The organism is Polaribacter marinaquae (genome assembly GCF_038019025.1).
Classification (GTDB): Bacteria; Bacteroidota; Bacteroidia; order Flavobacteriales; family Flavobacteriaceae; genus Polaribacter; species Polaribacter marinaquae.
In genome coordinates, this window is record NZ_CP150496.1 from 1,171,228 (window position 1) to 1,196,961 (window position 25,734).

General features: G+C 30.9%; 25 protein-coding genes and 1 tRNA gene. 14 read left to right on the forward strand and 12 right to left on the reverse strand.

The annotated features are described in order from the left end of the window. On the forward strand, nucleotides 1–774 hold the full coding sequence (locus tag WG950_RS05330) for a zinc ribbon domain-containing protein (RefSeq protein WP_077808678.1): 774 nt from the start codon (nucleotides 1–3) through the stop codon (nucleotides 772–774). A 71-nt stretch (nucleotides 775–845) separates the two neighbouring features. Here WG950_RS05330 and WG950_RS05335 read toward each other — a convergent pair whose 3' ends face one another. The 4 genes from WG950_RS05335 to WG950_RS05350 all read right to left on the reverse strand — a co-directional run bounded on the left by WG950_RS05335 (nucleotide 846) and on the right by WG950_RS05350 (nucleotide 5,497). Continuing rightward, nucleotides 846–2,729: a DUF349 domain-containing protein gene (locus tag WG950_RS05335; protein ID WP_340934656.1), complete on the reverse strand. Its 1,884-nt coding sequence runs from the start codon at nucleotides 2,727–2,729 to the stop codon at nucleotides 846–848. A 98-nt stretch (nucleotides 2,730–2,827) separates the two neighbouring features. Beyond that, on the reverse strand, nucleotides 2,828–3,586 hold the full coding sequence (gene aroE, locus WG950_RS05340) for a shikimate dehydrogenase (protein WP_340934660.1): 759 nt from the start codon (nucleotides 3,584–3,586) through the stop codon (nucleotides 2,828–2,830). Continuing rightward, nucleotides 3,567–4,574: a DUF368 domain-containing protein gene (locus WG950_RS05345; RefSeq protein ID WP_340934663.1), complete on the reverse strand. Its 1,008-nt coding sequence runs from the start codon at nucleotides 4,572–4,574 to the stop codon at nucleotides 3,567–3,569. The genes aroE and WG950_RS05345 overlap by 20 nt, the downstream gene beginning before the upstream one ends. Next, complete coding sequence (locus WG950_RS05350) at nucleotides 4,574–5,497, reverse strand: DUF368 domain-containing protein (protein ID WP_340934665.1); 924 nt, start codon at nucleotides 5,495–5,497, stop codon at nucleotides 4,574–4,576. The genes WG950_RS05345 and WG950_RS05350 overlap by 1 nt, the downstream gene beginning before the upstream one ends. 95 nt (nucleotides 5,498–5,592) lie before the next feature. On the opposite strand from WG950_RS05350, the gene WG950_RS05355 reads away from it, so the two are divergent. Both WG950_RS05355 and WG950_RS05360 read left to right on the forward strand, forming a co-directional pair. Continuing rightward, nucleotides 5,593–5,754 carry a hypothetical protein gene (locus tag WG950_RS05355; RefSeq protein WP_340934667.1) on the forward strand — a complete coding sequence of 54 codons (162 nt, stop codon included), beginning with the start codon at nucleotides 5,593–5,595 and terminating at the stop codon, nucleotides 5,752–5,754. Beyond that, nucleotides 5,744–6,520 (forward strand): SGNH/GDSL hydrolase family protein, encoded by a 777-nt coding sequence (locus WG950_RS05360; RefSeq protein ID WP_340934668.1) that lies wholly within the window; start codon nucleotides 5,744–5,746, stop codon nucleotides 6,518–6,520. The genes WG950_RS05355 and WG950_RS05360 overlap by 11 nt, the downstream gene beginning before the upstream one ends. 42 nt (nucleotides 6,521–6,562) lie before the next feature. Here the strand turns inward: WG950_RS05360 and WG950_RS05365 are convergent, their stop codons facing one another. The 3 genes from WG950_RS05365 to WG950_RS05375 all read right to left on the reverse strand — a co-directional run bounded on the left by WG950_RS05365 (nucleotide 6,563) and on the right by WG950_RS05375 (nucleotide 7,838). After that, nucleotides 6,563–6,820, reverse strand: coding sequence for a DUF6952 family protein (locus WG950_RS05365; protein ID WP_077808672.1), 258 nt, complete (start codon nucleotides 6,818–6,820; stop codon nucleotides 6,563–6,565). A gap of 2 nt (nucleotides 6,821–6,822) precedes the next feature. Beyond that, nucleotides 6,823–7,131 carry a thioredoxin family protein gene (locus tag WG950_RS05370; RefSeq protein WP_340934669.1) on the reverse strand — a complete coding sequence of 103 codons (309 nt, stop codon included), beginning with the start codon at nucleotides 7,129–7,131 and terminating at the stop codon, nucleotides 6,823–6,825. Nucleotides 7,132–7,196: 65 nt separating this feature from the next. Next, nucleotides 7,197–7,838 (reverse strand): peroxiredoxin, encoded by a 642-nt coding sequence (locus WG950_RS05375; RefSeq protein ID WP_340934671.1) that lies wholly within the window; start codon nucleotides 7,836–7,838, stop codon nucleotides 7,197–7,199. 294 nt (nucleotides 7,839–8,132) lie between these two features. Here WG950_RS05375 and katG point away from each other — a divergent pair, with 294 nt between their 5' ends. Both katG and WG950_RS05385 read left to right on the forward strand, forming a co-directional pair. Further along, the gene (gene katG, locus WG950_RS05380; protein WP_340934675.1) at nucleotides 8,133–10,364 is read left to right on the forward strand and encodes a catalase/peroxidase HPI; all 2,232 of its coding nucleotides are present in this window, start codon (nucleotides 8,133–8,135) and stop codon (nucleotides 10,362–10,364) included. Between the two features lie 63 nt (nucleotides 10,365–10,427). After that, nucleotides 10,428–10,928: an ankyrin repeat domain-containing protein gene (locus WG950_RS05385; protein WP_340934677.1), complete on the forward strand. Its 501-nt coding sequence runs from the start codon at nucleotides 10,428–10,430 to the stop codon at nucleotides 10,926–10,928. Here WG950_RS05385 and WG950_RS05390 read toward each other — a convergent pair. The 4 genes from WG950_RS05390 to WG950_RS05405 form a co-directional block, all read right to left on the reverse strand. Next, nucleotides 10,906–12,069 (reverse strand): sigma-54-dependent transcriptional regulator, encoded by a 1,164-nt coding sequence (locus WG950_RS05390; protein ID WP_340934679.1) that lies wholly within the window; start codon nucleotides 12,067–12,069, stop codon nucleotides 10,906–10,908. The two genes, WG950_RS05385 and WG950_RS05390, sit on opposite strands and share 23 nt — an antisense overlap. 82 nt (nucleotides 12,070–12,151) lie before the next feature. Next, a complete protein-coding gene (locus WG950_RS05395) occupies nucleotides 12,152–13,015 on the reverse strand; it encodes a mechanosensitive ion channel family protein (RefSeq protein ID WP_340934681.1) in 864 nt (287 codons plus the stop codon). Further along, nucleotides 13,016–14,341 carry an ABC transporter permease gene (locus WG950_RS05400; RefSeq protein ID WP_340934682.1) on the reverse strand — a complete coding sequence of 442 codons (1,326 nt, stop codon included), beginning with the start codon at nucleotides 14,339–14,341 and terminating at the stop codon, nucleotides 13,016–13,018. It abuts the gene before it with no gap. A 4-nt stretch (nucleotides 14,342–14,345) separates the two neighbouring features. Continuing rightward, a complete protein-coding gene (locus tag WG950_RS05405; protein WP_340934686.1) occupies nucleotides 14,346–15,275 on the reverse strand; it encodes an ABC transporter ATP-binding protein in 930 nt (309 codons plus the stop codon). A gap of 178 nt (nucleotides 15,276–15,453) precedes the next feature. Between WG950_RS05405 and WG950_RS05410 the strand changes: the two genes are divergently transcribed. The 8 genes from WG950_RS05410 (at nucleotide 15,454) to WG950_RS05445 (ending at nucleotide 24,245) form a co-directional block, all read left to right on the forward strand. After that, nucleotides 15,454–15,912, forward strand: a complete 459-nt coding sequence (locus WG950_RS05410; protein WP_340934688.1) for a MarR family winged helix-turn-helix transcriptional regulator — start codon at nucleotides 15,454–15,456, stop codon at nucleotides 15,910–15,912. Nucleotides 15,913–15,924: 12 nt separating this feature from the next. After that, nucleotides 15,925–18,327, forward strand: coding sequence for a 3-hydroxyacyl-CoA dehydrogenase/enoyl-CoA hydratase family protein (locus tag WG950_RS05415; RefSeq protein ID WP_340934690.1), 2,403 nt, complete (start codon nucleotides 15,925–15,927; stop codon nucleotides 18,325–18,327). A 6-nt stretch (nucleotides 18,328–18,333) separates the two neighbouring features. Then, nucleotides 18,334–19,524, forward strand: coding sequence for an acetyl-CoA C-acyltransferase (locus WG950_RS05420; RefSeq protein WP_079738307.1), 1,191 nt, complete (start codon nucleotides 18,334–18,336; stop codon nucleotides 19,522–19,524). Nucleotides 19,525–19,547: 23 nt separating this feature from the next. Beyond that, nucleotides 19,548–21,344, forward strand: coding sequence for an acyl-CoA dehydrogenase family protein (locus WG950_RS05425; RefSeq protein ID WP_077808660.1), 1,797 nt, complete (start codon nucleotides 19,548–19,550; stop codon nucleotides 21,342–21,344). A 143-nt stretch (nucleotides 21,345–21,487) separates the two neighbouring features. Continuing rightward, nucleotides 21,488–22,357, forward strand: a complete 870-nt coding sequence (locus WG950_RS05430) for a septum formation inhibitor Maf (protein ID WP_340934698.1) — start codon at nucleotides 21,488–21,490, stop codon at nucleotides 22,355–22,357. A gap of 25 nt (nucleotides 22,358–22,382) precedes the next feature. Then, complete coding sequence (locus WG950_RS05435) at nucleotides 22,383–23,351, forward strand: M20/M25/M40 family metallo-hydrolase (protein WP_340934700.1); 969 nt, start codon at nucleotides 22,383–22,385, stop codon at nucleotides 23,349–23,351. Then, nucleotides 23,344–23,733 carry a hypothetical protein gene (locus WG950_RS05440; protein ID WP_340934702.1) on the forward strand — a complete coding sequence of 130 codons (390 nt, stop codon included), beginning with the start codon at nucleotides 23,344–23,346 and terminating at the stop codon, nucleotides 23,731–23,733. Before WG950_RS05435 ends, WG950_RS05440 begins: the two co-directional genes overlap by 8 nt. A 65-nt stretch (nucleotides 23,734–23,798) precedes the next feature. After that, entirely contained in the window at nucleotides 23,799–24,245 is a 447-nt protein-coding gene (locus WG950_RS05445; protein WP_340934703.1) for a KTSC domain-containing protein, read from the forward strand. Between the two features lie 78 nt (nucleotides 24,246–24,323). Here the strand turns inward: WG950_RS05445 and trxB are convergent, their stop codons facing one another. Further along, nucleotides 24,324–25,271 carry a thioredoxin-disulfide reductase gene (gene trxB / locus WG950_RS05450; RefSeq protein WP_340934705.1) on the reverse strand — a complete coding sequence of 316 codons (948 nt, stop codon included), beginning with the start codon at nucleotides 25,269–25,271 and terminating at the stop codon, nucleotides 24,324–24,326. A 192-nt stretch (nucleotides 25,272–25,463) separates the two neighbouring features. On the opposite strand from trxB, the gene WG950_RS05455 reads away from it, so the two are divergent. Further along, nucleotides 25,464–25,538: transfer RNA gene (locus tag WG950_RS05455), tRNA-Pro, on the forward strand. The last annotated feature ends 196 nt before the right edge of the window (nucleotides 25,539–25,734 follow it).

A 25,734-nucleotide genomic window follows, 5' to 3' on the forward strand; every position in this document is an offset into this window, starting at 1 on the left:
ATGGCAAAGAAGAAAGAAATTTCAGTAGAGCAAAAATTAAGAGCATTGTATGACTTACAATTAATAGACTCTAGAATTGACGAAATTAGAAACGTAAGAGGTGAATTGCCTTTAGAAGTTGAAGATTTAGAAGATGAAGTTGCCGGATTGAATAAGCGTATTTCTAACTTAGCAGAAGATGCTTCTAATTTAGAAACAGAAATCAATAACAAGAAACAAGCTATAGAAGATTCTAAAGCATTGATGTCTAAATATGAAGAGCAGCAAAAAAATGTTAGAAATAACAGAGAGTTTGATTCTTTATCTAAAGAAATTGAGTTTCAAGATTTAGAAATTCAATTAGCAGAAAAAAGAATTAACGAGTACAAAGCTAAAATTGCTCAGAAAAATGAAGTAATCGACGCTACCAAAGAAAAGTTAGCAAAACAAGAAAAGCACTTAAGCCATAAAAAGGCAGAATTAGATGCTATCTTAAAAGAAACTGAGAAAGAAGAAAAACTTTTAGGTGAAAAATCTGAAGAGTTTTCTAAATCTTTAGATGCGCACTTATTTTCTGCATACACAAGAATTAGAAATAAAGTAAAAAATGGTTTAGCAGTTGTAGCTATCGAAAGAGGTGCTTCTGGAGGTTCTTACTTTACAATACCACCACAAGTGCAATTAGAAATTGCAAACAGAAAGAAAATTACAATTGATGAGCATAGTGGACGTATCTTAGTTGATGCTGCATTAGCAAACGAAGAGAAAGAGAAAATGGATAAATTATTTTCTTAATCATCAAATTAATATCATAAAAAAACTCGAAGCTAAGCTTCGAGTTTTTTTATTTTACAGAATACATTATACTAGTAATCTAGCTTTTTAATGTAATTTAATTTTTCTTTCCAGATAGCCAAGTCTTCTTTAAACTCTTCGATTCTATTTTTTACATTTATTACTAAAGGATTATCATCTTTCGCATTCGAAAAGAATCCTAAATTATTTTCTAGTTGCTGCATTTCTCTTACTACTTCATCAATCTTTTTTCTAACAAACAACTGTTCAGAATCTAATTTTCTAAAATCATTATTAGCCATAAAACCATCTACAACATTTGTAAATTTTAACATAGCAACTTCTTTTTTGTCTAAAGATAAACTCTCTAATAATTTATCTATTTGCTTGTTAAACTTACCTTCTAAATGTCTTACATTTCTTGGCAAAGCACCTAAATCTTTCCAAGCTTGTATGGCATCTAAAACACTTTCTTTAGTATGTTCTTTGTCTTCTTTTAAAGACTCTAAAAATTCTTTTTTAGCGTTTACTACTTCTTGTTGCTCTTCACTCACAGAATTTTTATGCTTATGAAATCTATCAAAATATGTGTTACAAGCTGTTTTAAACTTATTCCAAATATCATCAGAAAACTTTCTAGGTACATGACCTATTTTTTTCCAATCAGACTGAATTTTCTTTAAAGTATCTGTTGCCACTGCCCAATCTTCACTATCTTTTAAAGATTCTGCAACTTCGATTAAAGCTAATTTTTTCTTTAAATTATCTTGCTGTTCTTTCTTTTCTTCTTTATAGAATTGATTTTTAGAGCTATTAAACTTTTTTGTAGCTGCTTTAAACTTTTGCCAAACTTCTTCACTCTTAGCATACGGTAATTTACCAGCATTAAAATACTCTTGTCTTAACTTTTCTATATCGTTAATACTGTTTTGCCAATCTTTATGGGTTTTATTACCAGAAGTATCATAAGCATCTAACCTTTCTATTACTAATAATTTCTGATTAATAATTTCTTGGTATTTCGATTTCATATCACGAAAGTATTCATGACGCTTATCGTGAATTTTTTTTGTAGCAGCACTAAACTTTTGCCAAACCTCTTCTCTTACTTCTTTTGCAACAGGACCAATGTCTTCTTTCCATATTTTATGAAGCTCTTGCAACTCTTTAAAAGCTGTATTAACATCATTAGAATTAGCTAATTCTTCTGCCTTAGCTACTATTTTTAATTTTTCTTCTAAATTATTTTTAAAATCTAAATCTCTAAAATCATTACTTAAATGTAATAAATCATAAAAACGCTCTACATGATGATGGTATGTTTTCCAAGTATCATTGTATCTATTTTTAGAAACTGGCCCAATAGAACGCCAAGTGTCTTGCAAAGCTCTAAACTCGTTATACATAGTTTTAGAGTCGGCATTTTCGATAAGATTTTTTAAACCTTCAATAACCTCTTCTCTTTTAGCTAAGTTAGCATTCATTTGCTTTTCTAAAGCATTATAATGTGCGTCTCTTTGCTTTTTATATTCAGACAATAAGCTATTATACTCTCCTTTTACAGGACTCGAAAATTGAAAATCGATAGAATTACCGCCTTCATCTAAAAAAGCTTTCTTCTTATCTGCTAATAATGCGCCAAATTTTGCATTAAAAGCCGTTTTAATACTTTCAACTTCGTTTTTAATTTTATTTACAGGATTGTTAGATAATGTATCTTGTAACTCTTTAACAAGTTCTTCTAAAGAAAGAATCGTATAATCTTTTTCTTCTTTAACTACAGATTCTTCTGAATCTTCTGCTTTTTCTGCTACAGAATTCTCTACTTCTTCTACAGCTTTTAAAATCGCATCATCTTCTGCTGATGAAGCCTCTGTATTTTTTTGTTCTAGATTAGAAGTCTCATTAACTACTTCTACTTTCTTATCCTCGTTATCATTATTGTTATCTAACATATCTACAATGTTTAAGTTCGTTTAATAATACACTATTATTATAGTTTATAAATATAAGTACAACTTACTAGTTATACAAAATGTTCGGTTAAAATATACTATTTGTTTTCGTTCCAGATGCGCCAAGATTCTTCTGCTTGTAATTCTAGCATTTCATAACCATTTTTAATTGCCGCACCTTTCTCTTTTCCTTTCGCTAAAAAACTAGATATTTCTGGATTATAAATTAAATCGAATAACAAGTGCTTTTCAGTTAAATATTGATACGGAATATTTGGACATAAATGCGTATTTGGCGAAGTACCAAGTGGTGTACAATTAATTATTACCGTAAAATCTTTTATTATTTCTTCGGATAAATCACTATAAGAAACTTCTTTTTTTCCTGAAGGATTTCTAGAAACGAATTTAAATTTGATATCATTTTTCTTTAAAGCATAGGCAATTGCTTTTGATGCACCGCCAGTTCCTAAAATTAAAGCTTTGGTATGATGCTTTTTAAGAAAAGGCTTAATTGATTTTTCAAAACCAACAACATCTGTGTTATAACCTTTTAAATTTCCTCTTTTGGTAAATTTAATTGTATTAACTGCCCCTATTTCTTCTGCCGTTTTATCTAACTTATCTAAATATTTAATTACTTCTTCTTTATACGGAATTGTAACATTTATACCACTTACAAATTCTTCATTTTTAATAACTGCTGGCAGTTCTTTTATATCTTGAAGATCAAAATTTTTATAATTATAAGTAGACAAACCTAATTTTTTAAATTTATCAGCAAAATAACCTCTAGAAAAAGAGTAAGAAATATCTTTACCTAAAAGACCAAAAACTTTATTTTTTTGTTTTTCCATAAAAATCGATTATTAAAATTAATGCAATACCTAAAATAATATAAAATATAGCAAACCATGTTTCTGATGAAGAAAAATCTGGCATAAATCTAGTGTAGTTTTCTACGATTCTATTTCCTTTATTATCTAGTAAATACTTATTATCAACAGCTAAATAAACAGCTTTTTTAAACGGCCAAACAATACCTAAAGAGCCTGTTATAAAACCTATTATAACAGCAGTAACTATTGCATTATATCTTTTTAAAACATATCCTAAAACATGACTTATAGAAACCAATCCAAAAGCAGAACCTGCCGTAAAAACTGATATTATTTTTAAGTATCTTATTTTTTCTGGATCAGATAAAACATCAAAATTACCTATTAGTAAATTGGTGACTACAAAAAATAATTCGTTAACAGCATCTACTAAAAGTAAAACGTAATTACCCATTAAAATTAAGATGAAAGAGCCCGAAAGTCCGGGTAAAGTCATACCAGAAACACCAACAATTCCACAGAAAAAAACAAACCATAAATTGTCATTTTCTCCTGCAGGTTTTAAAAAACTTATCCCTAAACCTATACTTGCACCAATTATTAACGAAATAATATTTTTACGATTCCATTCTCCAAAGTCTTTACCTATATAATAAATAGAACCGATTATCATGCCGAAAAACCAGCTCCAAACATAAAGCTCGTAATGCTCTAAAAAATAATCTAAAACCAATGAAATACTAAAGTAGCTAAAAATACTTCCACCCATTATCAGTAATAAAAACTGACCGTTGACGTATGAATAAAAACTCGAAAACCTACCGCTAATTAATAATTTAAGCGCTGTAATGTTTACTTTTCTAAAAGACTGAATTAACTCTTCATAAAACCCAAACACAAAAGAAACTGTTCCTCCAGAAACACCAGGTACTTTATTTGCAGCACCCATTGCCAAACCTTTTAAAAAAAGATACAACTTTTGTAAGAAAGTTCTTTCAACCTGCATTATGCTTTTTTAACCGCTAATTTTTCCATTAATAAAATAAGCACAAAACCAACTATTGCTAAAACTACTGCCATTAATAATTTCGGATCTCCATCAAAAGAATTCGGAGAAATACTAACTTGTTTTAATGGCACTTCTATTCCGTGAGAATTTATACGTGTAGTTATAGTTTCTTTCCAAGGCCAAATCTTGTTTAAAGAACCAATTATAAAACCTGTTAATACCGCTAATGTGTAGTTTTTATAATTTGCAAACATCCATTTTAAAATCTTAGAAAAAGATAACAAACCTACAATTGCACCCAAACCAACTGCCGCTATTGTTTTAATATCTCTATCATTTACGGCAGATAAAATTGGTTTATAAGCACCTAATAAAACTAAAATAAACGCACCAGAAACACCTGGTAAAATCATTGCGCAAATTGCAATTGCGCCTGCCAAAAACATAAATAACAAAGAAGAACTTTCTGTAACTAACGGATTAAGCGTTGTGATAAAATATGCTACAAAAGCACCTACGATTAAAATTGTGTAGGTTATAAAATTCCATTTTGTGATTTGTTTACCAATGTAAATAATACTTGCTAAAACTAATCCGAAGAAAAAAGACCATAATAAAACTGGTTCATTTTCTAACAACCACTTTATTGTTTTGGCTAAAGAAATTATACTTATAAAAATTCCGATAAAAAGAGCCAATAAAAAAGAGCCGTTTACTTGTTTCCAGGCAGCTTTAATTCCGTCTGATTTTAAAGTTTTTAACAAGCCTAAATTAACGTTAGCAATAGAGCCTAAAAGCTCTTCATAAATTCCAGAAATAAATGCAATTGTTCCTCCAGAAACACCAGGCACAACATCTGCAGCACCCATTGCCATTCCTTTTAAAGCTATGACTAAATAGTCTTTTATACCTCTTCCCATTTTATTTTGTTATTTTTGTAAAAAACGAAGATAATAGAATTTAAAGAGAAAATAGAACCTTTATTTTATTTGTAACTTTTTATTGACATAGAAAAATGGCCAAGAAAGGAAAAGAAAAAAACACTGCTAATAAAGCTAAACATACTAAGTTAATGAATAGAAAAATTAACAAAGTAAAGTTAGAAAAACAGTTACATAAAGAACGTTTAAAAGCAATTATTAAAAAAGCCAACGAAGCCAAAAATAATGAAGCATAGTTTAAAATATAATTTAGGCGTAGTTACTTCTTTACCTCTCTTACCTTTGCTATATTTTCAAGGAAAAAATATTAGAAAAAATGTACCAACATTACCAGAAGCAAAAGAAACTATAGGTTTTGTAAATAATAATTTCTCTTCGGATTTACACATTCTTACTATCGGAGAAAGTACAATTGCAGGTGTTGGTGTAGATTATCATATAAACGGATTTACCGGCGCTTTGGCAACAACGCTTTCTACTAAATTACAAAAAAATATACATTGGCGTGTGTATGCAAGAAGCGGATATACTGTAGCAAAAGTAACTACTAAAATAATACCTAAAATTGAAGAGACTAAAGTCGATATAATTGTTATCGGAATGGGCGGAAATGATGCTTTTACCTTAAATTCTCCAAAGAAATGGTTAAAAGATATCGAAAATTTAATTAATTCTATTCAAAAAAAGTTTCCAGAGACACCTATTTACTTTACAAACATGCCACCTATTAAAGAGTTTCCGGCATTTACAAAAACAATAAAATTTGTAATCGGAAATTTAGTTGAGATTTTGGGATCTGAACTGAAGAATTACCTTAAATCTAAAAAAAATATTTTTTATTATGATGAAGTTATCACGCTAAAAAACTGGAGTAAAAGAAACAATTTGTCTCATAAAAATTCAAGTCTTTATTTTAGTGATGGCGTTCATCCATCAGAATTAACTTATAAAATATGGGCTAAAGAAATGGCTACATTTATAAGTTCTAAATTTAAGGCATAAAAAAACCTCAAGCTTTTACTTAAGGTCTGTTTTATAAATAGATTATTTATCTATTGAGCCTAATACTCGCTTCATAAAAGTGTTTAAGGCCTCTTTTTTAGGAGCGCCATCTTTTACCATTTTATCAACTTCGATAGCTCCGTACATATTAGAAATCAACTCGCCGATAACATCTAATTCTTCATCTTTTAAAGAAGGAACCTCTGTTAAAGCTTCTAAAGTTTCTATGGTTTCTAAAACATAATCTTGATCGTTTTCTTCGATAAAATTTGTTAGGTGTTTAATTACAGGTAACTTCATAATTAAATAATTTCGCTTGCTAAGTCTTTTAAAACATCAAATTTATTTGTTTGTGCTTGATTTTTAAAACTTCCACTTTCAAAAGTTGCAAAAGTTGGCAAATTACTAACATCTGCTAATTTTCTGCTTTCTGGAAATTTTTCTGCATCTGCAATTACAAAAGCAACGCTTTCATTTTCTGAAGCTAATTTTTTAAACTTTGGCTTCATTATTCTGCAATTACCACACCAAGTAGCAGAATATTGCACAATTACCTTATCATTATTATTTACAATTTCTTGTAAATTGTCTTCTGTTAATTCTTGTAACATAGTTGTAGTTTTTTAAAATATTCGTGTTTAGAAAACTTCTAAACACGAATATTATCAATTATTTATTAGTGAGAAGCTAAATATTCTGCAGTTCCTTTTGCGTTAGGAGACATTGCATCTTTACCTTCTTCCCAGTTTGCTGGACAAACTTCTCCGTTTTTCTGAACGTGAGCGTAAGCATCAATTAAACGTAAAAATTCGTTTACATTTCTACCAACTGGCATGTGGTTTATTCCTTCATGAAAAACTGTTCCTTCCTCATCAATTAAATAAGTTGCTCTATAAGTTACATTGTCTCCTTCTACTTGTATTGTTTGAGTTGCTTCATCAAAAGTTTCATTAGAAATATCTAAAATACCTAAAATAGAAGATAAGTTTCTGTTGCTATCTGCTAAAATTGGGTAAGTTACCCCTTCGATACCACCATTGTCTTTAGAAGTATTTAACCATGCAAAATGTACTTCTGGTGTATCACAAGACGCACCAATTACAATAGTATTCCTTTTTTCAAATTCAGCTAAAGCTTCTTGAAAAGCATGTAATTCTGTAGGACAGACAAATGTAAAATCTTTAGGATACCAAAATAATAATACTTTCTTGTTCTTATTTTTTGCTTCTTCTAAAACATTAATTTTGAACGTATCTCCCATTTCGTTCATTGCGTCTACATTTAAATCTGGAAATTTTTTACCAACTGCTGTTGCCATTTTTTATAAGTTTTAAGTAATTATTAATTCGTTATTTGAGACCACAAAGATATAAATGAGTATAGATTATTTGTTAGAATTTAATGTTAAGTTTTTATTATACTATAAATTAAATTTATCAAAATCAATTAAAAAAATAGACTAAAATTATTCGAATTATTTTAATTAAAAATTTGTAAATTTAATGAGAAAACATTTTAAATAGTTTTTAGTTATTTTAAAATAAAAACTATAGATAATAATTATTCATAAAAAACCTGTAGGTTTGCATTGTCAAATTAAATATTATAAAAAATGAAAAACAATCCTCACGCTAATAGTCAACCACACGGAGATAATTTCGATTTAAATGAAAGTGCAGCTAATTGCCCTTTTTTAAGCGGAACTACAAAACAAACATCTGGTCAAGGTGTTAAAAACCGAGATTGGTGGCCAAACGAATTAAAATTAAATATTTTACGTCAAAACGCAGCAAAATCGAACCCAATGGGAGATGATTTTGATTATGCAGAAGCTTTTAAAAGTTTAGATTATGATGCTATCAAAAAAGATTTAAAAGAATTTATGACAGATTCTCAAGATTGGTGGCCTGCAGATTATGGACATTACGGAGGATTGATGATACGTATGGCGTGGCATAGTGCTGGTACATATAGAGTTGGTGACGGACGAGGAGGCGCAGGAGCAGGAAACCAACGTTTTGCACCAATTAACAGTTGGCCAGATAATGGTAACTTAGATAAAGCAAGATTGTTATTATGGCCAATTAAACAAAAATATGGTAACAAAATATCTTGGGCAGATTTAATGATTTTAGCAGGAAACTGTGCTTTAGAATCAATGGGATTTCCAACTTTTGGTTTTGCAGGAGGTCGAGAAGATGTTTGGGAACCTGAGCAAGATATTTATTGGGGAAGTGAAACCGAATGGGGAGCGAATGAGGAAAGATATGATGATGGCGAATTAGAAGATCCTTTAGCGGCAGTTATGATGGGTTGGATTTATGTAAATCCAGAAGGACCAAACGGAAATCCAGATCCGATGGGTTCTGCTCAAAATGTTAGAGAAACTTTTGGTAGAATGGCAATGAACGATGAAGAAACTGTTGCTTTAGTTGCTGGTGGACATACTTTTGGAAAAGCACACGGTGCTGCAGATCCTAATAAATATGTTGGTAAAGAACCTCATGGTGCTTCAATAGAAGAAATGAGTACAGGTTGGAAAAACAGTTTTGGTACCGGTGTTTTAGATGATACAATTACAAGTGGTATTGAAGGTGCTTGGACACCAAATCCTACTCGTTGGGATGCAGATTATTTTGATGTATTATTAAATTACGAATGGGAATTAACAAAAAGTCCTGCTGGCGCACATCAATGGAAACCAACCGCGGCTTCAAATGCTAAAATGGCACCAAAAGCTGGTGACGCAAATGGCAGACAAGATTTAATGATGACTACTGCTGATATTGCATTAAAAGTAGATCCTAAATATTTAGAAATTTCTAAAAAATTTCATGCAGATCATAAAGCATTCGAAGATGCATTTGCACGTGCTTGGTACAAATTAACTCATCGTGATTTAGGACCTACTTCTCGTTACTTAGGTCCAGAAGTTCCACAAGAAGAATTGTTATGGCAAGATCCAGTTCCTGCAGTAAACTATACATTAAGTGATGCTGATATTGCGAATTTAAAGGTTATGATAATTGATAGCGGTTTAACAATATCTCAATTAGTAACTACGGCTTGGGCTTCTGCTTCAACATTTAGAGGTTCAGATAATCGTGGTGGAGCAAATGGAGCGCGTATTGCTTTAGAACCGCAACGTAGTTGGGAAGTTAACAACCCAAAAGAATTGGCGAAAGTTCTAGAAGCTTTAGAAGGTGTGAAAAACAAGTTTGAAGGCGAAGTTTCTTTAGCTGATTTAATTGTTTTAGGAGGAAATGTTGGTCTAGAAAAAGCATTAAAAAATGCCGGTTATAATGAAACTGTTGCTTTTATTCAAGGTCGCGGCGATGCTACCCAAGAACAAACTGATGTTGAGCAATTTGGATATTTAGAGCCATTAGCTGATGGTTTTAGAAATTACATTAAAAAAGATTTAGCAATTGCTGCAGAAGATTTATTAATCGACAAAGCTAATTTATTAACACTTTCTGTACCAGAATTAACTGTTTTAGTTGGTGGATTAAGAGTTTTAGGAGCTAATTATGATGGTTCTGATTACGGAGTTTTTACAGACAATGTTGGGACTTTAACGAACGATTTCTTTAAAAATATTTTAGATTTTACTTACACGTGGAAAGCAACTTCTGAAGACGATAAATATTTTGAAGGAAGCAACAGAAATACCGGAGAAGTGAAATTTAAAGGTACGAGAGCTGATTTAATTTTTGGATCTAATACTGAACTTAGAGCAATTGCTGAAGTCTATGGTGCAAACGACGGTCAAGATCGTTTTGTAAAAGACTTTATTGCCGCTTGGACTAAAGTGATGAACTTAGACAGATTTGATGTAAAATAATCTATATAAATCTAAAAAGGATAGGTTTTGCAAAACCTATCCTTTTTTTTAAACTTTTAAATTATGAATATTTTAAATACTTTTTTTAACGCTATTCAATCTATGAATATCAATATGATTAAAACTTTGTTAAGAAAATTTCCTAACCTAGCGAACTCAAAAGACAAAAGGGGTTTTAGTCCTTTAGTTTTTGCAACTTATTTTGATAAAAAAGAAATTGCAGAAACCTTACTTAAGCATAACGCAAATGTAAACCATCAAGATGCGAAAGGAAATACTGCTTTGTTAGGTGTAGCATTTAAAGGCAATGTAGAAATTGCAGAATTGCTACTTAAAAACAATGCAAATATTAACATGCAGAACAACCAAGGTTATTCAGCTTTAATTTTTGCAACACTTTACAATCAAGAAAAAATGGTTGAGTTTTTACTTAACAAAAATGCAGATTTCAACTTAAAAGATGTTGAAGGTAAAACTGCTTTAGAACATGCAAAAATTAAAAGCTTTGATGCGATTATTACGTTGTTAGAAAATAAAAAATCTACTTGTTTGCAAACAATTTAATATCGTTTGCAGACACTTCTTTCTCTCCTAAAATCAACAATCTTTCTACAACATTTCTAAGTTCCCTTATATTTCCTGTCCAATCATATTCTTGTAAAAGTGCAATAGCATCTTTAGAAAATTCTTTTTTAGTTGAACCTTGTTCTTTAGAAATTTTATTAGCAAAAAACTCTACTAATAAAGGTATATCTTCTCTTCTATCATTTAAAGCAGGTACTTTAATTAAAATTACAGCCAATCTATGATACAAATCTTCTCTAAATCTTCCTTGTGCAATTTCTTCTTTTAAATTTTTATTAGTAGCTGCAACAATTCTTACATTTACTTTGATGTCTTTATCAGAACCAACTCTTTGAATTTTATTTTCTTGTAAAGCTCTTAACACTTTTGCTTGCGCAGACAAGCTCATATCCCCTATCTCATCTAAAAATATGGTTCCGCCATTTGCTGCTTCAAACTTACCAGCTCTATCTTTATTTGCTCCAGTAAAAGATCCTTTTACATGCCCAAATAATTCACTTTCTATTAACTCAGAAGGTATTGCTGCACAATTTACTTCAATCATTGGCGCTTTAACTCTATCTGATTTTTCGTGTAACCAATGTGCTACCAATTCTTTTCCTGTTCCGTTTGGCCCAGTTATTAAAACTCTTGCATCTGTTGCCGCAACTTTTTCTATAATTTCTTTAATATGAGAAATCGCATCACTTTCTCCTATCATTTCATAGTTTTTGCTGACTTTTTTCTTCAGTCTTTTGTTTTCGACAATTAAAACCTTTTTATCCAAAGCATTTCTAACTGTATTTAACAACCTGTTTAAATCTGGCGGCTTAGAAATATAATCGAAAGCACCTAAACGCATTGTATTTACTGCGGTATCAAGATCTCCGTGACCAGAAATCATCACAATTGGTATTTCTGGTTTTATTTTTTTTGCTTTTTCTAACACCTCAACACCATCCATTTTAGGCATTTTAATATCGCATAAAACCAAATCGTAATCGTTATTTTTTATCATCTCTATACCCAACAAACCATCTTCTGCTTCTTCAACATTATATGCATCATTTTCTTCAGAAATAATTTTTTTCAAAACTCTTCTAATTGCTGCTTCGTCTTCGATAATTAATATCTTGCTCATAAATTTTTATTTGAAACGTAATTTAAATAAATTTAATTCAAAATTATATCTAAACCTTTAATTCTTTTTCTTGTTTAATTTTCTATTGATTTTGATATAAGTGAACATCTCTTTGTGGAAAAGGAATCGAAATATTATGTTCTCTAAATGCTTTTTCTATCGCAAACCTTAAATCGCTTTGTACAAACCTTGTTTCGAAACTGTTATTTAAAGAAAAAACCAATTTAAAATTTAAAGAACTATCTCCAAAATCAGCAAAAAGCACTTTGGGTTCTGGTATTTTTAAAATTTTATCGTGGTCTTTTGTAACATCTATCAATATTTTTTTAACTAGCTCTACATCACTACCGTAGGCAACACCAACAGAAACGGACTCTCTAGTCTCTGTTCCGTTTTCAGTCCAATTAAATAATATTTTTGTTAAATATAAATGATTAGGTATTACCAATACTTTATTATCAATAGTTACAGCTCTTGTGGTTCTTAATCTAATATCTAAAACTCTACCAACTTTACTATCTAACTCTATAATATCGCCTACATGAACAGATTTATCAACCAAAATAAAAATACCAGAAATAATGTCTTGAAACAAAGTTTGCAAAGCCAAACCAACACCAATTAACAATACTGCAGAAGCAGCAAAAACAGCCGTAACATTAACCCCAGAAGCATCCATAGCCACTAAGAAAATAACCAAAAAAACTAGCCATCTTATATAACTAAAAACGCTAATAAATTTAACTTTATCATTTTCTGGCATTTTTCTAGTTACAAATCTGCGTACTAGTTTTAAGGCGAAAGCGGTTAACAAAAGCGCTACTGCAACAAATATTAATCCTTTTACAGTAATACTAATTTCATCACTAAATTTAAAAGTATAATCTAAAATAGATGTTGTTTCTTCTTTTATAGCTTCTTTTACTTTTTCTAAACTGTCTTGCATTTATCCTTTATATTTTAACCACTTATACAAATCTTTATAAGTTGCTTTTTTACCATACATTAAAATACCAACTCTATAAATTTTTGCTGCTAACCAAACCATAAACACAAATGTAACTAATAACAAAGCCATTGAAATTAATAATTCGTACCAAGAAACCCCAAAAGGAACTCTCATTAACATTACGATTGGCGCTGTAAAAGGAATATGAGAAAACAAGACAGCAATAGAACCATGCGGATCATTCATTACTGTGGCAAACCCAACATAAACTCCTAAAATTAATGGTAACATTATCGGCAACATAAATTGTTGCGTGTCTGTTTCGTTATCTACTGCCGCACCAACAGCTGCAAACAACGAACTATACAACATAAATCCTCCTAAAAAATAAAATATAAACAACACAAATAGCTTTAAAATTGGCAATTTTAGTATTTCTTGAACAACCATTTGCCCTTTATCACCCTCAGTTGCTTGTTTAACTGCATCCATTTGCTCTGCTGGCACTCTTGCTGATTGCATTTCTACAACATCTACACCAAATATTGAAGAAACAACCGTAAGAATTACAAATAATAAAACTCCCCAAATAAAGAACTGTAATAATCCTGCGGATGCATTACCTAAAATTTTACCCAACATTAATTGAAATGGCTTTACTGATGACACAATTATTTCTATAATTCTACTTGTTTTTTCTTCGATAACACTTCTCATCACAGAAGTACCATAAATCATTACAAACATCATTAATAAATAACCTGCAATTGCCCCAACACCAATTTTTAAACCATTAATTAATTTTGATGATTGCTCTCCAGAAAAATTGAACATTTTAATATCTGTATTGATTTTAGATGCTTCTATTTTATCTAAATCGATACCAAAATCGGTTAGTTTTATATTTCTGATTTTTTGTTCAATCTTATTTTCTAAAGAATTCATAACAGACATTCCTGGTGATTCTTTAGAGTAGAATTCTATTGATTTTGCTAAAACCTCTAAACTATCTTGTTTAGGAATTAACAATGCGCCATAAAAATCACCTTCTTCTACCTTCTTTTTTGTTTCCTCAACTCCTAAATCTGTGTAATCTAAATAATGAATCGTTTTTGTATTTTTAAAATCTGCTTTCGAAAAAAACTCAGAATTATCTACATAAACTATTTTTTTAATTTTTTCATCATTTTTTTGCATCAGAAAAAAGACTAATGCACCCATACCTACCATAATTAGCGGACTCAAAAAAGTCATAATTATAAATGATTTATTACGAACTTTAGCAATAAACTCTCTTTGTATAATTAACTTTAACTTGCTCATCTTCTTAATTATTTTTGTTTATTGCTTGTATAAAAATATCATTTGCGCTCGGAATAAGCTCTACAAAATGTTGTACTTCTCCTCTACTTGTTAAAAATGATAACAATTCATTTGCCGTTTTACCTGTTGGTATTTTTACGTTTAAAGTTAAACTGTCGTTTAATAATTTAAAATCTGATGGATACACTTTAAAGTGTTCTTTTAAAATACTTTCTACTTCTGTAGGATTTTGAGTATTTAAACCAACTTGAAATGTATTTGTTCTAAACTTACGTTTAATATCATCTAACTTACCGTCTAAAATTTTGTTTGATTTATCTATCAAAGCAATTTCATCACACATTTCTTCTACCGACTCCATTCTATGAGTCGAAAAAATTATTGTAGCACCTTCATCTCTTAATTGTAAAATCTCTTTAGCAATTAATTGCGCATTAATAGGATCAAAACCAGAAAAAGGTTCATCAAAAATTAATAATTTAGGATTGTGCATTACAGTAACAATAAACTGCACTTTTTGCGCCATTCCTTTAGAAAGTTCTTCTATTTTTTTATTCCACCAAGCAGAAATATCAAATTTTTCGAACCAATACTTTAATCTTTTTTTCGCTTCAGATTTACTCAAACCTTTTAATTGTGCCAAATACAAAGCTTGCTCGCCAACCTTCATAGACTTATACAAACCACGTTCTTCTGGCAAATAACCAATTTGAGCTGTATGATGTGGTGCTAGTTTTTCTCCATCTAAAATGACAGAACCACTATCTGCCATTGTTATTTGGTTTATAATTCTAATTAAAGACGTTTTACCTGCACCGTTTGGCCCTAACAAACCGTAAACACTTCCTTTAGGAATTGCAAGTGAAACATTATTTAACGCAGTATAATCTCCGTATCTTTTAACTACGTTATTTATTTCTAATAAATTCTTCATTGATTAAAGTAGATTTTCATTTTAGGTAAAAAGCCTAACAAAATTACATATTTTATAACTATTAGTGTAACATCAACTAAAAACGTTACAGTTTAATTTTATGTTAAATTTACTATGCATGCATAACTTTTTTGAAATTTACTATGCACGCATAATAAATTTTATTATATTTGAACCAATGAATAAAAATAAATCAATAGATCATCAATTAAGAGCAACATGGCAAGCCGTTGCAAAATTGTATAACGAACAAGCGTTAACACATAATAGCACAATGGCTACAGCTTTTGTTTTGTTAAATATTGATAAGGAAAACGGAACGCCGTCTACAGCTTTAGGACCGTTAATGGGAATGGAACCAACAAGCCTTTCTAGAATTTTAAAAAACATGGAAGACAAAGGTGCTATTTGCAGAGAAAAAAACCCAGACGATGGTAGAAGCGTAATTATTAAATTAACAGAATACGGTAAAGAAATGCGTAAAATTTCTAAAGGACATGTTATTCAGTTTAATGAAACAGTAATAAATAATGTTACAGAAAAAGACTTAGAAGGTTTTTTTAATGTGACCTCTACCATAAATAAATTAATAGCAGATAAAGAAATTTATAAAGAAATCAACAATAAAGCAGTTTAAAAAATCAAACAAATGACTAGAAGAATTAAAAAAGTAGCAATTATTGGTTCCGGAATTATGGGAAGCGGTATTGCTTGTCATTTTGCTAATATTGGTGTAGAAGTTCTTTTATTGGACATTGTTCCAAGAGAATTAACCGATAAAGAAAAAGCAAAAGGACTGACATTAGAAGACAAAGTTGTTAGAAACCGATTGGTTAATGATGCATTAACAGCATCTTTAAAATCAAAACCGTCTCCGATATACAATCAGAAATTTGCAAACAGAATTACTACAGGTAATTTAGAAGATGATATTGCAAAGGTTGCAGATGTAGATTGGATTATGGAAGTTGTTGTAGAAAGACTAGACATAAAAAAGATAGTTTTCGAAAAATTAGAAAAATACAGAACTCCGGGTACAATAATTTCTTCTAATACTTCTGGTATTCCTATCAAGTTTATGAACGAAGGAAGAAGTGAAGATTTTCAAAAGCATTTTGCAGTAACACACTTTTTTAATCCGCCAAGATATTTAAAACTTTTTGAAGTTGTTCCTGGACCAGATTGTAAACAAGAAGTTACAGATTTCTTAATGATGTATGGTGAGAAGTTTTTAGGTAAAACATCGGTTTTAGCTAAAGATACACCGGCTTTTATTGGTAACAGAATCGGTATTTTCGGAATTCAATCTTTATTTCATCAAGTTAAAGAATTAGGCTTAACAGTAGAAGAAGTAGACAAGTTAACGGGGCCTGTAATTGGTAGGCCTAAATCGGCTACTTTTAGAACTGTAGATGTTGTTGGTTTAGACACTTTAGTTCATGTTGCTAATGGAATTTACGAAAACTGCCCTAATGACGAAGCTCATGAGCTTTTCAAACTTCCTGATTTCATCAATACGATGATGGAAAACAAGTGGTTGGGTAGTAAAACCGGACAAGGTTTCTATAAAAAAGCTGTTGTTGATGGTAAAAAAGAAATCTTAACGCTAGATTTAGATACGATGGAGTATCGTTCTAAAAAAAGAGCAAAATTTGCAACGTTAGAATTAACAAAAACAATAGATAAACCAATCGACAGATTTAAAATCTTAGTTGGTGGTAAAGATAAAGCTGGTGAGTTTTACAGAAAAAACTTTGCAGCAATGTTTGCATACGTTCAAAATAGAATTCCAGAAATTTCTGATGAATTGTATAAAATTGACGATGCAATGAAAGCTGGTTTCGGTTGGGAAAACGGACCTTTCGAAATTTGGGATGCAGTTGGTATAGAAAAAGGTATCGAATTAATGAAAGCTGAAGGACATGAACCTGCTGCATGGGTTACAGAAATGTTAGCTGCTGGTTCTAAATCTTTTTACTCTGTTAAAGAAGGCGCAACTTATTTTTATGATGTTGCTTCTAAAGCTCAAACTAAAAAACCTGGTCAAGAATCATTTATTATTCTAGATAACATCAGAAAATCAAATCAAGTATTTAAAAATTCTGGAGTAGTTATCGAAGATATAGGAGACGGTATTTTAAATATAGAATTCCAGTCTAAAATGAACACAATTGGTGGAGATGTTTTAGCAGGAATTAATAAAGGTATCGACTTAGCTGAAAAAGATTTTCAAGGATTGGTTGTTGGTAACCAAGCGTCGAATTTCTCTGTTGGTGCAAATATTGGTATGATTTTTATGATGGCTGTAGAGCAAGAATATGATGAATTAAATTATGCCATTAAATATTTTCAAGACACAATGATGCGTATGCGTTATTCATCAATTCCAACAATTTCTGCTCCGCATGGAATGGCATTGGGTGGTGGTTGTGAAATCTCTTTACATGCAGATAAAGTTGTTGCAGCAGCAGAAACTTATATGGGATTAGTAGAGTTTGGTGTTGGTGTTATTCCTGGTGGTGGTGGTTCTAAAGAAATGGCTTTAAGAGCTTCAGATTCATTTAGCAAAGGAGATGTAGAGTTAAATGTTTTACAAGAAAACTTTTTAACAATTGGTATGGCTAAAGTATCTACTTCTGCACACGAGGCTTTCGATTTAGGCTTACTTCAAAAAGGTAAAGATGTAGTTGTTGTAAACAAAGACAGACAAATTGCTACTGCCAAAGCACATGCTAAATTAATGGCAGAAAGTGGTTACACGCAACCTGCAACTAGAAAAGATGTTAAAGTGTTAGGTAAACAAGCATTAGGTATGTTTTTAGTAGGAACAGATTCTATGGAACATTCTAATTACATTTCACAACACGATATGAAAATAGCCAATAAGTTAGCTTATGTTATGGCGGGTGGAGATTTATCTGAACCAACATTGGTTACAGAACAGTATTTATTAGACTTAGAGCGTGAAGCATTTTTATCGTTATGTACAGAACGTAAAACGTTAGAAAGAATTCAGGCAATGTTAAAAACTGGTAAACCTTTAAGAAACTAAAATTTTATGAAAACAGCATATATAGTAAAAGCATATAGAACTGCAGTTGCAAAGGCTCCAAAAGGTGTTTTTCGCTTTAAACGTGCAGACGAGTTGGGTGCAGAAACAATCCAACACATGATGAAAGAATTACCAAATTTAGACGTAAAACGTATAGATGATGTAATTGTTGGTAACGCAATGCCAGAAGGTTCGCAAGGATTAAATATGGCTCGTTTTATCTCTTTAATAGGATTGAATTCTGTTGATGTACCAGGAGTTACAGTAAACCGTTTTTGTTCTTCTGGATTAGAAACAATTGCAATGGCTGCTGCAAAAATACAAGCTGGTATGGCAGATTGTATTATAGCTGGTGGAGCAGAAAGCATGAGTTCTGTACCAATGACTGGTTTTAAACCAGAATTAAATTACGACACCATTAAAGATGGTCATGCAGATTATTATTGGGGAATGGGAAACACTGCAGAAGCAGTTGCAAATCAATTTAAAGTTTCGAGAGAAGATCAAGATGAATTTGCATATAATTCTCACATGAAAGCGTTAAGAGCACAAGCAGAAAATCGTTTTCAAGACCAAATTGTTCCAATAGAAGTTGAAGAAACTTATTTAGATGCAAATGGTAAAAAAGCAACTAGAAAATATACTGTAAATAAAGATGAAGGACCAAGAAAAGGAACCTCTACTGCAGTATTAAATAAATTAAGACCTGTTTTTGCCGCTGGCGGAAGTGTTACTGCTGGTAATTCATCTCAAATGAGTGATGGTGCTGCATTTGCTATGGTAATGAGCGAAGAAATGGTTAAAGAATTAAACTTAGAGCCAATTGCAAGAGTGGTAAACTATGCTGCTGCTGGTGTAGAACCTAGAATAATGGGAATTGGTCCTGTGGCTGCAATACCAAAAGTATTAAAACAAGCAGGTTTACAGCAAAATGATATCGAATTAATCGAGTTAAATGAGGCTTTTGCTTCACAATCTTTAGCAGTAATGCGAGAGCTAAACTTAAACCCAGATATTGTTAATGTAAATGGTGGTGCAATCGCTTTAGGTCATCCTTTAGGTTGTACTGGTGCAAAATTATCGGTACAATTATTCGATGAAATGCGTAAAAGAGATATGAAAAACAAATACGGAATGGTTACCATGTGTGTTGGAACAGGGCAAGGTGCTGCTGGTGTATTCGAATTCCTTAGTTAATAACAAATTAAACAAAAAAGAAAATGTCAGAATTATTAAGAGGCGGACAGTTTTTAGTAAAAGAAACTAACTGCGAAAACGTATTTACTCCAGAAGACTTTACAGAGGAGCAACAAATGATGAAGGAAGCTGTGATGGAATTTAATGATAGAGAAATCATTCCTCATAAAGCTCGTTTCGAAGCTAAAGATTATGCATTAACAGAAGAAGTTATGCGTAAAGCTGGTGAATTAGGATTTTTAGGTGTTGCAGTGCCAGAAGAATTTGGTGGTTTAGGTATGGGATTTGTATCTACAATGTTAACTTGTGATTATATTTCATCTGGAACAGGATCTTTTAGTACAGCTTTTGGTGCACACACAGGTATTGGTACAATGCCAATTACTTTATATGGTACACAAGAACAGAAAGAAAAATATGTACCTAAATTAGCTACCGGAGAATGGTTTGGTGCTTATTGTTTAACAGAACCGGGTGCTGGTTCTGATGCAAACTCAGGAAAAACTACAGCAGAACTTTCGGAAGACGGTAAATCTTACAAAATTAACGGACAAAAAATGTGGATTTCGAACGCAGGTTTTTGTAGTTTAATGATTGTTTTTGCTCGTATAGAAAATGATAAAAATATTACTGGTTTTATAGTAGAATATGATCCAGAAAATGCAAACGGAATTACTTTAGGTGAAGAAGAACACAAATTAGGTATTCGTGCAAGTTCAACTCGTCAAGTATTTTTTAATGATACAGTAGTACCAGCAGAAAATATGTTAGCTGGTCGTGGTGAAGGTTTTAAAATTGCCATGAATGCTTTAAATGTTGGTCGTATTAAATTGGCTGCAGCGTGTTTAGATTCTCAAAGAAGAGTTATTACGTATGCAACACAATACGCCACAGAACGTAAGCAGTTCAAAACTCCTATTGCAGATTTTGGTGCAATTAAGGTGAAATTGGCAGAAATGTCTACAAATGCTTACGTTGGTGAATCTGCTTCTTATAGAGCAGCTAAAGACATCGAAGATAGAATCGCATTAAGAGTTGCTGCTGGTAATACTCACCAAGAAGCAGAACTTAAAGGTGTAGAAGAATATGCAATAGAATGTTCTATCTTAAAAGTTGCCGTATCAGAAGATGTACAAAGTTGTGCAGATGAAGGTATTCAAATTTTTGGTGGAATGGGATTCTCTGAAGAAACTCCTATGGAATCTGCTTGGAGAGATGCTAGAATTGCTAGAATTTACGAAGGTACAAACGAAATTAACAGAATGCTTTCTGTTGGAATGCTTATCAAAAAAGCAATGAAAGGTCATGTAGATTTATTAGGACCTGCAACAGAAGTAGCTAATAGTTTAATGGGAATTCCTTCTTTTGAAACTCCAGATTATTCTGAGTTATTTTCAGAAGAAAAACACATGATTGCCAAATTAAAGAAAACATTTTTAATGGTTGCTGGTGCAGCACTTCAAAAATATGGGCAAGAAATCGAGTCTCATCAACAGTTATTAATTGCTGCTTCAGACATATTAATTGAAATTTATATGGCAGAATCTGCAATTTTAAGAACAGAGAAAAACGCGAAACGTTTTGGCGAAGATTCTCAATCGGTACAAATTGCGATGTCTAAATTATATTTATATCACGCAGTAGACATTATCGAAGAAAAAGGTAAAGAAAGTATAATTTCTTTTGCTGAAGGTGATGAGCAGCGTATGATGTTAATGGGATTAAAGCGTTTTACTAAATATACAAACTATCCAGATATTGTAGATTTACGTAACGAAATCGCAGAAAAAGTGAAAGCAGAAAATAAATACTGCTTCTAAAATATTTATAAAATTTTCTTAAACTTATCCAAGGTTTTTGAATTTAGTTGTTTGTTTGAGAGACCATCTGTTAAAGGATGGTCTTTTTTTATACAAGTAATAATTGTAACTTAGTTGATAAATTATTACCGATGAAACTTGTCATGAAAATCTCTGTCTCTTTAATAACTAGCATACTTTTTATTTTTTGTACTTCGGATAAGAATAAAGTTCAAGCTCAAAATCAAAAATTAAATTTTAACGATTATTGGTATCAAGGCAAAGCAGAAATAACATCATATACATTAAAGCAATCTCGTTACGGCGAGATATACGAAGGTACTGCGGTAAACATATACGTAACAGAAGACTTTTTACCAGAAAAACAAGTAAAAGCAGATACTAAGAGTAAATCTACAATACCTGTATTAAAGTTAAATAGCACAAAAAAATTTGTCACTGGCATATATCCTTATTCTTTAATGACAAGCACCTTCTCTCCTATCAACAGCAATAAAGAGACAATAAAAATTTCTTTTTCATCACAAGAATGGTGCGGAAACACATTTGTGCAATTAAATAGTCGAGAAAAATTTGAAATTGATTTTCATTCATATTTTGAAAATAATTCTGATAGACAATTAGGATTAAAAAAAGATATTTTAGAAAATGAATTATGGAATCGATTAAGGTTAAACCCTAAAAACATTGCAATTGGTCGTATGAAGATTATTCCGTCTTTCGAATATATGGCTTTAAATCATAAACGAATTATGGCCTATGATGCAGAAACTGCTTTAAAAGAAATTAAAGGATTTCTATATTTTTCTATTTTTTATCCAACATTAAAAAGAAAACTCACTATTAAATTGACAAAAGATTTTCCTTATACTATAGAATCTTGGGAAGAAGTTTCAACAATAAATAACACAAAATACACAACAACAGCAACAAAGATTAAAACAATTCTTTCACCTTATTGGCGTAAAAACAAAAAAGGAAACATAGAAGAAAGAAAAGCTTTAGGTTTGTAATTCTATCAATTAAACTTATAAAATAATGAAAATAAACAACCTTCTTCTAATTGCCTTATCAGTAATAACTCTAAGTTGTAATCAATCTGAAAAAGAAAAATCAATAAACAAGAAACTATTGATTGATGGAATAAAGCATTTATCTAGTGATGATTTAGAAGGTAGAGGTTTTTCTAAACCCGGAAATTATAAAGCGCAAAAATACATCGCAACTAAATTTAAAGAAATTGGTTTAGAAACTGAAGAATCGTCTAATTACATTCATAAATTTCCTTACACTTTTTCTGGCAAAAGAAGACAAAGAATGTTTCCAGTTGAAAATTCAGATTCAGATGCATCTAAAATAAAAGATACAACTGTATTTGGCGGGAATGTAATAGGTAAAATTACTGGAAGCATCGATAAAACCATTGTTATAACCGGTCATTTAGATCATTTAGGCATTAAAAATGGTAAAATTTATAATGGTGCAGATGATGATGCTTCTGGTACTGCAGCTTTATTTGCAATTGCAGATTATTTTAAAAAAAACAAACCAAAACATACATTAGTTTTTGCAGCAGTAGATGCTGAAGAAATTGGTTCTTTAGGTGCAGATTATTGGCTTAAAAATTACAAACAGAAGAATAAAATTGTACTAAATATTAATATGGATATGATTGCCCATAATGATTCTTTACAACTTTATGCTGCCGGTTTACACCATTATCCTAAACTTAGAGCCAGTTTAGAAAATATAAAATCACCAATAAATTTACTTTTTGGTCATGACAATCCTGATGATAAACAATTAGATAATTGGACATATTCTTCGGATCACAGAGTTTTTCATAGAGAAAAAATTCCGTTTATTTATTTTGGTGTAGAAGACCATAAAGATTACCATAAAGCTACAGATACATTCGAAAACATTAATACAGAATTTTACGTAGAAGCAGTTAAACTAATTGTAAAATCTATCGAAAATTTTGACACCAATTTAACCTATGAATAATTTCATAAAAAAGGGATTTATACTTGCTGGATGTACAAATATTGTCGCAGTTTTAATTTTATCAAGACTTTTTACAAATGAAACAATAAACAAATACGACACTACAGTAATGTCTAATTTTGGTTTGTTAATGATTATAGTTTGGGGGTTTGCTTATCTATCAGTTTCTAAAAGCTATTACAAAGCAAAATGGTTAATTGCCGTTTTTGCAATTGAAAAACTAATTTACAGCATCATCTGGATTCAATGGAGATTATCTAATAATGTAACTCCCATCTTTGAAGAAGATAAAATGGCAGGCATTTTTTATGCTATTTATGGTATAAACGATATCTTATTTTTCGTCTTTTTTTCTTACGTATTTGCAAAATTATTAAAATAAAGTAATTTTAAAATAGCTAATCTCTTTTTTATCAATACTTTTGCACGCAATTTGAAAACAAAGTAATGAAACGTATTAAAGAATATAAAAAACTTTTTAAAGTTGAAGGTCCTATAGATTTAAAAGAATTAAAAAAATCTTATAGAGGATTGGTTAAAGAGTGGCATCCAGATAAATTTCAAGATGAAACAGATAAAGAAGAAGCAGAAATTAAGAGTACCCAAATTATCGATGGATATCACTTCTTGGTAAGTATTGCTCCAGAAACTAAAGCTGCTAACTTAGATGCTTATAAAAAAACAATTACAGAATTTCAAGTAGCAGATTGGCATCATAAAAGTATGTTACTAGAAGTTACTTTTACAGATGGTAATAAGTACGAATATTTTGGTGTTAGTAAAGTTCTATTTGGAAAATTTATAAATGCAAAATCTATGAATAATTTTGGTAGAAGAAATATCTTTAACAAATTTACTTACAGAAAATCTATGAAAGCTTCTGCGACAGTTTAAATAAGATTGTATTTCACATATAAAAAAAGAGATTGCTTTAACAGTAATCTCTTTTTTATTGCATTAAAAATAAATTTATTATTCTAAAGCACTTAAATAACGCTCTGCATCTAAGGCTGCCATACAACCAGAACCCGCTGCAGTAACAGCTTGTCTATATTCTTTATCTTGAATATCTCCGGCTGCAAAAACTCCTGGTAAATTTGTTTTTGAAGATTTTCCTTTAGTAATTAAATAACCTGTTTCATCCATATCTAAAACACCTTTAAATAAATCTGAATTTGGCTTGTGTCCAATTGCAATAAAAACTCCAGTTACAGAAATATCATGAGTTTCTTTAGTTTGATTATTTATTACTCTAACACCTTCAACAACATTATCTCCTAAAACCTCATCGATTTCAGTATTAAATAAAACCTCGATATTTGCAGTTTTATTTACTCTATGTTGCATTGCTTTTGATGCTCTCATGTAATCTTTACGCACTAACAAAGTTACTTTATTACATATATTGGCTAAATAAGTAGCTTCTTCTGCTGCCGTATCTCCTGCCCCAACAACAACAACATCTTGTCCTTTATAAAAGAATCCGTCACAAGTAGCACATGCAGAAACACCTCCACCAATCAAACGTTGTTCACTTTCTAAACCTAAATATTTTGCTGTTGCTCCTGTAGAGATAATTATTGTCTCTGCTTCAATTTCTTTGGTTTCATCAACAATAACTTTGTGAATACCACCAACTTTGTCACTCAAATCTACTTTAGTTACAAGACCGAAACGAACCTCTGTACCAAATCGTTCAGATTGTTTTTTCAAATCCTCCATCATTGCAGTACCATCTGTACCATCTGCATAGCCAGGAAAATTATCAACCTCTGTTGTTGTTGTTAACTGTCCGCCCATTTGCATTCCTGTATACATTACAGGTTTCATATCTGCCCTTGCTGCATAAATTGCTGCAGTATAACCCGCAGGACCAGAACCTATAATTAAACATTTTATTTTTTCTACTGTATCTGACATAATAAATTTGTATCGAATTTTGTTATGTAAAAATATACCTTTTTACAAGTTATAAGAACGAATGTTTATAAATTTTAATAATGAAAATATAATTAATTTTAATTCTTTAAAAATCATCAATATTTTAATAAAAAAGGTTTTAGTTTCTAAATATTATTCTATATTTGCAATCCTTAAATGAGAAATCATTTTCGGGGTGTAGCGTAGCCCGGTCATCGCGCCTCGTTTGGGACGAGGAGGTCGCAGGTTCGAATCCTGCCACCCCGACTAAAATGAATACCAATAGAAACTAAAACCTTGTAAATCGTATGATTTACAAGGTTTTGTAGTTTTTGGGTTATCATAAGAATTGTATTAATATAGTTTAGTTTGGTTCACAATTCGGTTCACAGTTTCAAAACACAAAAAGTGTGAACCAACTGAAACCTTAATAAACTGTTTTTGAGATAGTTGATTTGACTTT